Raw genomic sequence first — 9,029 nt, 5'->3', positions numbered from 1 at the left:
CGCCACTGCAAGCGCGCCGAGCGCTTGAGCAATTTGAGGGCTCCGCGCCCGGCGCGCTTGCCCAAACCGAAACCCATGATTATCAAGATCAAACCCGCAGACTCTCGTTATGAACGAGGGACCGAAGGGGGGCAGGTCAGGGGCAGCCGCTTTTTCACCGTTTGAACCGTGCTGTCGAATTGACCGAGGCCGGTCGCCTGCTGGCGCCGGGCGCTGCCGAGGGTTTCCGGACGCTGAACGCCGCATGGCATCAGACCCGCAGGCTGCAGGACAACCGAACGCTGACCGTTACCGCCGGCCCGGCCTTTACCGCGAAGTGGCTGGCGCCGCGGTTTTACGATTTTGCGCGCGCCCATCCGGAGATCGACCTGCGGTTCTCGGCCGGGCTGCGGGTGATGGATTTCGAACGCGACGAAATCGATGTCGCGATTCGTTTCGGCCATGGCCCCGACCCCGGTCTGTTTTCGGAACCGCTCGCCTTTGAGTGGATGACACCGGTCATGACGCCGGAACTTGCCCTGAAATATCCGCATCCCGAAGATCTGCGTGACGCGCCCATCCTGTTTGACGACTCGCTGGATTTCCTGGAGCCCAAATGTGACTGGGCCGCCTGGTTCCGCGCGGCCGGCGTGGATTTCATCCCGGATCATGGCGTGCAGTTTTCACAGGCCGATCATGCCATCGATGCGGCGCTGGCCGGGGCCGGCGCGGTTCTCGGGCGGCGCGCGCTGGTCGTGAAGGACCTGCATGAAGGGCGGCTGGTTGCCCCATACAAGCTGGCCATCACGCTGGAGGCGCAGTTTCGTTTCATATGCCCCGAAGGATTGGAGGAACGGCCCCATATCAGGGCCTTTCGCAACTGGATCTGGACAGAGATCGAAAAGACCGCCGAAGTTTCCGAAAAGCTGACCTATATTGCCATAAGAGATGTGCCACCGGCGTAGGTCATACCAGTGATCATGCACAAAAAAGGCGCGGCCATCACGCCGCGCCGGTTAGCTCGAGAGATGGAACCTCTGACGAAACACCTGCAACACCACTGCCCTGCGAATTGCCCGAAATCCATAGTTTCGAGCAGCGTCAGCAAGTCAGGTTGTTTGCGGGGCGATATTAGCTTGAGAGTCTCTCTATCTCTTCTTTCAGTTTCAGTTTCTGCTTTTTGAGTTCCGCCAGATGAAGCCCGTCCACACCGGGTGCACGCTGCGCTTGTTCGACTTCTGTGCTCAGGTGCTGGTGCTTCTTTTTCAGTTCAATCAGATGCGAGCTCAAGCTCATTGCAGTCCTCCTCTGAATAAGTTGCAGCTTGAGTTGAGCACATTCCTTCGTGTCTGTCACGCCGCACGCGCAGCTAATTGTAACAGTTTTTTGAACTCGTTGAATTTGCCCGGCTTTCCGCCCGGACATCGGGCCAGTCCAGCGCGGCCCCCTGACGCAGAACCGCCGATATTTCCGGCGAATAGCTTTCCGCGTCGCGTTCATGCCGCTCGCCCGCGTGAATCAGACAGGGGGCGTGCAGGCAAAACGGGGCGCGCCCCTCCTTGCGGGCGCGCAAGATGACCATTCCGGGCGGCCTGCCCGTGCGCGCCGCAAGCGGCAGCACTTCGAGCGACCCGAGCCGCCCGGAGCACCCCACCAGCATGTCCGGCAATCGATCGGCGCGCTGGATCATGTGAAGATATCCTTTGGGCGCGAGCCGCCGCGCGGCGACCGCCAGCCAGTCCGCCAATGGCGTCTGCTGCTCGCTGAGTGCGATGCCACGGCCGCTGTCTCGTGCGAGACTATGCGCTCCGGAGCGAAAATAGGGCGGGTTTGCAATGACATGGTCAAAACGCATGCCGCGCACCGGATGCGGCAAATCGTTCAGGTCGGCGCAAACGACATTGAAAGAAATGTCGTTCTGCGTTGCGTTGCGCCGCGCCAGATCGGCATAACCGCACTGGAGTTCGACCCCCCAGAGATCGAGCCCTGGCACCCGTGTCGCCAGACAGAGCGCAGCCGCGCCCGCGCCGCATCCGAGTTCGAGTACGGATTGACCGGGCCGGGCATTCACGCTGGCCGCAAGCACCACCGGATCGACCCCGGCGCGATAGCCGTCGCGCGGCTGCAGCAGGTGCAAACGACCACCGAGAAACGCATCCCGCGTCAGATCATCACAGGTGTCCGGTTTCATTGACCCAGCGGCACGTCGTTGTCGCGCATGACGCGTGCGGCCTCATCGTAATCTGCGCAGCGCACCATCATCCGCCTGGGAAATATTCCGATGCCGCCTTCAAGGATGCTCATGTTTACGTCCATCTGAAAGCAGTCTATATCCTCGCCCTGAAGAAGGGCGGACGCAAAGGCCAGGACGGTCGGGTCGGTGCTGCGCAAAAGTTCCTTCATGATGCAGGATGTAAGGCCAGGGAGCGGCGATTGTCGAGCCTTGACGCAGGAGTGTGATGAACATCAACGCCGCAACCAAACCGCATGAGCAGCTGGCGGCGACGCTTGCGGACGATCTTTCGGCCGTGAACGCGCTGATCCGGGATCGCATGGCATCGGAACATGCGCCGCGCATCCCCGAGGTCACCGCGCATCTCGTCGATGCCGGCGGCAAGCGGCTGCGCCCCATGCTGACGCTCGCCGCGGCGCGCATGTGCGGCTATGGCGGTCCGTACCACGTGCATCTTGCCGCCACGGTCGAATTCATCCACACCGCGACGCTGCTGCATGACGACGTGGTTGACGAAAGCGGCCAGAGGCGCGGTCGCCCCACCGCCAACCTGCTTTGGGACAACAAGTCCAGCGTGCTGGTCGGAGATTACCTGTTTGCGCGCAGTTTTCAGTTGATGGTCGAAACCGGTTCGTTGCGCGTGCTGGATATTCTCGCCAATGCGGCGGCCACGATCGCCGAGGGCGAGGTTCTCCAGCTCAGCGCCGCGCAGAATCTCGCAACCGACGAGGACATCTACCTCAAGGTGGTGCGTGGCAAGACAGCGGCATTGTTCTCGGCGGCGACCGAGGTGGGCGGCGTGATTGCCAATGCCGATGCAGACCAGATACAGGCCCTGTTCGACTATGGCGACGCGCTCGGGATCGCATTTCAGATTGCAGACGACCTGCTGGATTACCAGGGGGACAGCACGGCCACCGGCAAGAATGTCGGCGACGATTTTCGCGAACGCAAGCTGACCCTGCCAGTCATCAAGGCAGTGGCCGAGGCGACGGCACAAGAGCGCGCGTTCTGGTCGCGTACCATCGAAAAGGGCCAGCAGACACCGCAGGATCTCGACACCGCCCTGTCGCTCATGGCCAAATACGGCACGCTCGATGCAACGCGGGCGGACGCGCTGGCGTGGTCGGACAAGGCACGTGCCGCGCTGCGACGGCTGCCCGATCATCCCATCCGTCAGATGCTGGATGATCTGTCGGATTATGTGGTGTCGCGCCTGCGGTGATCCGCGCATCCCGCGCGCGCCAATGTGACCGGCTGACTCCACCAATCGGGATGGGCGCGACGCAACGCGTCAGACGCCGCCCGAGCCCCGTGCAGGGTATCGTAGATGCCAAAGCAGGTGGCGCCTGATCCGCTGATCCGGGCCAGCAGCGCATTCTCGCGGCGCAGCGCGGCCAGACACTCGCCAATCGGCGGACAAATCCGCATCGCCGGGGCTTCAAGATCGTTGCGCTGCTGCGCCAGCCAGCGCACGCACCCGGATACATCCGCGAACGCGGGAATCTCTGACATCGGCGATCCGTTGCGACAGGTTAGCGCGCGAAACACATCCGGCGTATGAACCGGGACGCCGGGATTGACCAGAACCGCCGGCAACGGCGGAACGCCCTGCACCCTGTCGATGCGCTCACCGATACCGCCCATACGCAGCGTTTCGGAGATCAGGCAGATCGGCACATCCGCACCGAGTGACAGAACCTGCTCGCGTTCGGGAATCGCAATGCCATGACTGGTCGTCAACGCGCGCAGGGTCGCGGCGGCATCCGCCGAACCCCCACCGATACCGGCAGCCGCCGGCAGATGTTTCTCAAGTGTTATCCGGGCGTCCGACACCCCCGCGAGCCGCGCGGCACGCAGTACGAGGTTGTCTTCGCCGGATGTCAGCCCCGCCGCCTTGGGTCCGGTAATGTGCAGGTTCACCCCCTGCGCTTCACGAACGGAAATCCGGTCGCCGAGATCGGCAAAAACCACCAGCGAATCCAGCAGGTGATACCCATCCTGCCGTCGTCCGGTGACGTGAAGCGTCAGGTTGATCTTGGCGGGGGCAAAGGCATCAGCCCTGGTCATTCACCACCTTCAGCGGTTCCGACCCTTCCTCGGCCAGCACCTGATCCAACCCGACTTCGAGCTTGCGGCGAATGCGTTCCGGGTCGGCCTCGCTGTCGGTATCCTCGGGGTCGATAAAGGATATGGCGCGCTTCCACTGGAACTCAGCCTCGCGATATCGGCCGACCGCCCAGTAGACGTCACCCAGATGGTCGTTGACCACCGGGTCGACCGGCATCAATTCAACCGCGGTTTCCATATGCTCTACCGCCTCTTCATAGCGTCCAAGGCGGAACAGAACCCAGCCGAGACTGTCGACGATATAGCCGCTGTCGGGGCGGGCTTCGACGGCGCGCTCGATCATTCCAAGCGCCTCGTCGAGGTTGGTTTTTCGTTCAACCAGCGAATAACCCAGATAGTTCAGCACCTGGGGCTGGTCCGGGTTGATTTTCAATGCGCTGCGAAAATCGGCTTCGGCATTGTCCCACTGCTTCAGCCGTTCGTGGCTGATGCCCCGCGCATAGTACAGGAACCAGCGCGCCGGAGCCTCTTCATCGGAATATTCCAGCGCCTTGTCATAGGCCCGGATCGCCTCGGCATATTGTTCCTGCTGGCGTTGCAGATCGCCAAGGGCGGAATAGACCGGCGCGAGCGTCGGGTGGTCTGCGGCCAGGCGTTCCAACACCTCGATTGCCGCATCGGGCTTGGCCGCGCGGCGCAGCGCTTCTGCGCGGCCCATTTCGGCGGCGTGATAATCCGGGCTGTCCGGGGGGATCTGTTTATAGGTCGCCACGGCGAGGTCATACTGACCGAGCACATCCAGCAATTGCGCGCTGAGCAGGAGCGAATCCACGTGCCCGGGGCGCAGATGGGTCGCGGCGCGGGCATAGACCAGCACGTAATCATCGGACGCCTCGCCGTTCAGCGCCTGACCGATTGAAAAGAACACTTCGGCCATGCCGTCCTTGACCGAGGTGACCTGCGAAAACGGCAATTGCTCCCCCGCAGCCAGCCGGTCCGCAACATCCTGCAATCCGGGATCCAGCGTTGTCCCAAACGCATTTTCCAGAAAGGCGGTGGCTTCGTCGTTACGCTCGAGCTGCGACAGGATTTGCGCCCGGGCAATCGCGGCGCCGCGCGACAGGATCGCCAACCCCGAGCTTTCATCGGCAAAAATCGCCTCGGCCCCCTCGAAATCCCCCACGGATGCAAGCGCCAGTGCCTTGTGATACAACGCAAACGCGCGCAGCCCTTTCTGCTGCGAGACCAGATCGAACTGCTCCAGGGCCTTGGCGACCGACCCCGCCCCCATATAGGCCCAGCCGGTGATCAGGCCATCGACCAGCGGCCCGCTGCCGAGCGTTTCTGGATCCCGGGCGAGCAACTCCTCGTATTTCCCGTTGTCGATCAGATCGGTGATGACCACCAGCTGCGCCACCTGGCTGCGCAAACCCAGTTGCTCCATGTGCTTGGCGACCGGCAGGGCCTTGTCGATCTTGCCAAGCGCAAGCTGGGACAGCACGACCTGTTCCATCAGGTGAGGGTTCTGGCGATCGCGCGCCAGAGCGCGGGTGTAATAGGCCGCCGCCTCGTCGAAATCACTGGAGATCAGCGCATGCCGACCAGCGAGATACGCCCCCGCTGCGGTGTCCGCCTGCACACCTAAGGGTGCGCTGAACGCAAGCAGGGTCGCCGCAAGGGCCACACCGCGAAGAAGAGAGTTTTTCAAGGGACCTGCCTCGTCGGTTATCTGCCCGGCAAGTTAGGCCTCCTCTCGGGGCGAGGCAATGGCGCAACACCAACTATCGCGCCATTGTCAGTTCATATTAGCCTTTTCGCTCTTGAAACCGCCGCGAATCTACAGCTTCCGGCCTGATTGGCGCTACATGTTGGGATAGTTCGGACCGTCGCCGCCCTGCGGCGTGACCCAGTTGATGTTCTGGGACGGATCCTTGATATCGCAGGTCTTGCAGTGCACGCAGTTCTGGAAATTGATCACGAACCGCGTGTCCTTGCCCTCCTCGCTCACGAATTCATAGACGCCCGCCGGACAATAACGCGCAGCCGGCCCGGCGTATTTCGGCAGGTTCACCTTGACCGGAACATCGGCATCCTTGAGTTGCAGATGCGCAGGTTGGCTTTCTTCGTGATTGGTGAACGAAAAGGCCACGTTGGTCAGCCGGTCGAATGACAGCGTGCCATCGGGCTTGGGATAGTCGATGGGCTTGTGCTTGCTGGCCTCTTCCGTTGCTTCCGCGTCGGTCTTGCCATGTTTCTGAGTGCCGAACAGCGAAAATCCGAGCGTGTTCGTCCACATGTCGAACCCGCCTAGCACCAGCGAGGGCACGAGGCCCCATTTCGACCAGAAGGGCTTGACGTTGCGCACCTTTTTCAGGTCCTTGCCGATCGCGCCGGTCCGCACCTCGGTTTCATAATCGGACAGCTCATCACCGGCGCGGCCGGCGGCAATGGCGGCATGCGCGGCCTCGGCCGCCGCCTTTCCAGACAGCATCGCGTTGTGATTGCCCTTGATGCGGGGCACGTTGACCATGCCCACCGAACATCCCAACAGCGCCACGCCCGGCGCGACCATCTTGGGCATCGACTGATAGCCGCCCTCGGAAATCGCCCGCGCACCATAGGCAACGCGCTTGCCCCCCTTGAGCAGTTCGGCAACCATCGGATGATGCTTGAACCGCTGGAATTCCATGTACGGGAAAAGATACGGGTTCTTGTAGTTCAGATGCACAACGAACCCGACATACACCTGATTGTTCTCCAGGTGATAGATAAACGATCCACCGCCCGCATTTCCTCCAAGCGGCCAGCCCATCGTGTGGGTCACTGTGCCTTCCTTGTGCTTGGCGGGATCGATTTCCCAGATTTCCTTCATGCCGATGCCGAATTTCTGCGGCTCGTGGCCCTGGCTCAGGTCGTATTTGGCGATCACCTGCTTGGCGAGTGACCCGCGCACGCCTTCGGACAGGAACACGTATTTGCCATGCAACTCCATGCCGGGTTCATAGTTCGGACCGTGGCTGCCGTCGGCGTCCTTGCCGAATTCACCGGCGACCACACCCTTGATGCCGCCCTTGTCGTCATAAACCAGCTCGGAACAGGCCATGCCCGGAAAGATCTCGACCCCCAGCGCTTCGGCCTGCTCAGCCATCCAGCGACAGACATTGCCCATGCTCACGATGTAATTGCCATGATTGTTCATCAGCGGCGGCATCGGCCAGTTCGGCACCCGCAGCTTGCCCGCTTCTCCCAGCATATAGAAATTGTCTTCCTTGACCGGCACATTCAGCGGCGCGCCCTTTTCCTTCCAGTCAGGGATCAGCGCATCAAGGCCACACGGGTCAAGCACCGCGCCCGACAGGATATGCGCCCCGACTTCGCTGCCCTTTTCCAGCACGACGACGTTGATATCCGCATCAAGCTGCTTCAGTCGGATCGCAGCGGACAAACCGGCAGGGCCCGCTCCGACGATCACAACATCGTATTCCATCGCTTCGCGTTCAATCTCGGCCATATGCGGGCGCTCCTTGGCTGGCGGTGTGCGTGGCCCGTTGCCGGGCGCAACATTATTTCGCGGCTGATACCTTTTCGCAGGCCCTTGCGTCAATCGCAACACCGCGTCAGATCGCCAGCGCAATTTCAGCGCAGGTCGGGACGTGCAGGATTTTCCGTGCGGATATCGACACGAATTCACTCAGCCGGTTCCGGCCGGTCTCCCATCAGATAACGCGGCCCGCGCCCCAGTCTCCGGGCGCGATCATCGGGATTGTAGAGCTTGCACTTGGGCAGTGACAGACATCCGCAGCCGATGCAGCCGTCAAGATTGTCACGCAGCCTTTGCAGCGTTTCGATCCGCGCGTCGAGCCGGGTACGGAACGTGTGGCTGATCCGCGCCCAGTCCGCCGGTGTCGGTGTCCGCTTGCCGGGCAGCGTTGCAAGCAATTCGCGAATCTCGGGCAGCGAAAAGCCGAATTTCTGCGCGATCATCACAAAGCTGAGACGACGGATATCGGCCCGGTGAAACCGCCGCTGCCCGCCGCCGTTCCGCCATGGCGCGATCAACCCCTGTGATTCGTAATAGCGGATTGCGGACACCGCCACCCCTGTACGATCCGCCAGCGCGCCAATGGAAAGTCCTTGTGAAGCAACCATTTCCTATCCCGATAAATATCTTGACCTAAAGTTAGGTTTAGAAATTACGATGGCAAAATCAACTGTCACGAAAGGACTGCACATGCCTGCCATGCTCGAACATACCAACCTCACCGTCAGCGATCCTGATGCCACCGCCGCCTGGATGTGCGACCTGTTCGGCTGGCATGTTCGCTGGTCGGGCGCCGCAACCCAGGGCGGGCGCACCGTTCATGTCGGCACCGACAGCCACTATGTCGCGCTGTACACGCCGGGCTCGCCTGCGAAACCGACCGACGACAATTACCATACGATCGGCGGGCTCAACCACATTGCCGTCGTGGTGGACGACATCGCCGCCATGGACAGCGCGGTTACCGAGGCTGGCTTCACGCCTAAGAACCACGGCGATTACGAGCCGGGGCATCGATTCTATTTCCACGATCACGACGATATCGAATACGAGGTCGTGCAATACGACTAGGTCATGTTGACAAATGGCGGAGCCATAGGCGGATAGATGTGATGTCGATGAAGCCAAGGAAGCTCTCGGCGGTCTTGTCGTAGCGGGTGGCGACGCGCCGGGCGTTTTTGAGCTTGTTGAAGCAGCGCTCGACCA

The 9,029-nt window shown here is 61.6% G+C and carries 10 protein-coding genes and 1 pseudogene; 3 read left to right on the top strand and 8 right to left on the bottom strand.

Annotated elements, in window-relative coordinates:
• Positions 1-140: 140 nt before the first annotated feature.
• Positions 141-944 (top strand): annotated as a pseudogene (locus AB9K34_RS16800) (LysR substrate-binding domain-containing protein); the annotation flags it as partial.
• A 166-nt stretch (positions 945-1,110) separates the two neighbouring features.
• On the opposite strand, the gene AB9K34_RS16795 reads toward AB9K34_RS16800, so the two are convergent.
• The 3 genes from AB9K34_RS16795 to AB9K34_RS16785 form a co-directional block, all read right to left on the bottom strand.
• Complete coding sequence (locus tag AB9K34_RS16795; RefSeq protein ID WP_369955586.1) at positions 1,111-1,275, bottom strand: YdcH family protein; 165 nt, start codon at positions 1,273-1,275, stop codon at positions 1,111-1,113.
• Positions 1,276-1,348: 73 nt separating this feature from the next.
• Entirely contained in the window at positions 1,349-2,170 is an 822-nt protein-coding gene (locus tag AB9K34_RS16790) for a tRNA1(Val) (adenine(37)-N6)-methyltransferase (protein ID WP_369955585.1), read from the bottom strand.
• Positions 2,167-2,382 carry a DUF2007 domain-containing protein gene (locus AB9K34_RS16785; protein WP_369955584.1) on the bottom strand — a complete coding sequence of 72 codons (216 nt, stop codon included), beginning with the start codon at positions 2,380-2,382 and terminating at the stop codon, positions 2,167-2,169. Before AB9K34_RS16785 ends, AB9K34_RS16790 begins: the two co-directional genes overlap by 4 nt.
• A gap of 56 nt (positions 2,383-2,438) precedes the next feature.
• Between AB9K34_RS16785 and AB9K34_RS16780 the strand changes: the two genes are divergently transcribed.
• Complete coding sequence (locus tag AB9K34_RS16780) at positions 2,439-3,437, top strand: polyprenyl synthetase family protein (protein WP_369955583.1); 999 nt, start codon at positions 2,439-2,441, stop codon at positions 3,435-3,437.
• Here the strand turns inward: AB9K34_RS16780 and AB9K34_RS16775 are convergent.
• From AB9K34_RS16775 to soxR, 4 genes are all read right to left on the bottom strand, one after another.
• On the bottom strand, positions 3,413-4,282 hold the full coding sequence (locus AB9K34_RS16775; RefSeq protein WP_369955582.1) for a 4-(cytidine 5'-diphospho)-2-C-methyl-D-erythritol kinase: 870 nt from the start codon (positions 4,280-4,282) through the stop codon (positions 3,413-3,415). The two genes, AB9K34_RS16780 and AB9K34_RS16775, sit on opposite strands and share 25 nt — an antisense overlap.
• On the bottom strand, positions 4,269-5,990 hold the full coding sequence (locus AB9K34_RS16770) for a tetratricopeptide repeat protein (RefSeq protein ID WP_369955581.1): 1,722 nt from the start codon (positions 5,988-5,990) through the stop codon (positions 4,269-4,271). Before AB9K34_RS16770 ends, AB9K34_RS16775 begins: the two co-directional genes overlap by 14 nt.
• A 153-nt stretch (positions 5,991-6,143) precedes the next feature.
• Positions 6,144-7,793, bottom strand: a complete 1,650-nt coding sequence (locus tag AB9K34_RS16765) for a 4Fe-4S dicluster domain-containing protein (RefSeq protein WP_369955580.1) — start codon at positions 7,791-7,793, stop codon at positions 6,144-6,146.
• Positions 7,794-7,969: 176 nt separating this feature from the next.
• Entirely contained in the window at positions 7,970-8,431 is a 462-nt protein-coding gene (soxR, locus tag AB9K34_RS16760; protein ID WP_369955579.1) for a redox-sensitive transcriptional activator SoxR, read from the bottom strand.
• Between the two features lie 82 nt (positions 8,432-8,513).
• On the opposite strand from soxR, the gene AB9K34_RS16755 reads away from it, so the two are divergent.
• The gene (locus AB9K34_RS16755) at positions 8,514-8,894 is read left to right on the top strand and encodes a VOC family protein (RefSeq protein ID WP_369955578.1); all 381 of its coding nucleotides are present in this window, start codon (positions 8,514-8,516) and stop codon (positions 8,892-8,894) included.
• Between the two features lies 1 nt (position 8,895).
• Here AB9K34_RS16755 and AB9K34_RS16750 read toward each other — a convergent pair.
• On the bottom strand, positions 8,896-9,029 hold a 134-nt coding region (locus tag AB9K34_RS16750), incomplete at its 5' end, for a transposase (RefSeq protein ID WP_148044812.1).

Origin of the sequence: Sedimentitalea sp. XS_ASV28, assembly GCF_041224545.1 — a bacterium.
Classification (GTDB): domain Bacteria; phylum Pseudomonadota; class Alphaproteobacteria; order Rhodobacterales; family Rhodobacteraceae; genus Sedimentitalea.
Note: the sequence above shows the minus strand (reverse complement) of the source record. Positions and strands in the feature narration are given on the sequence as shown.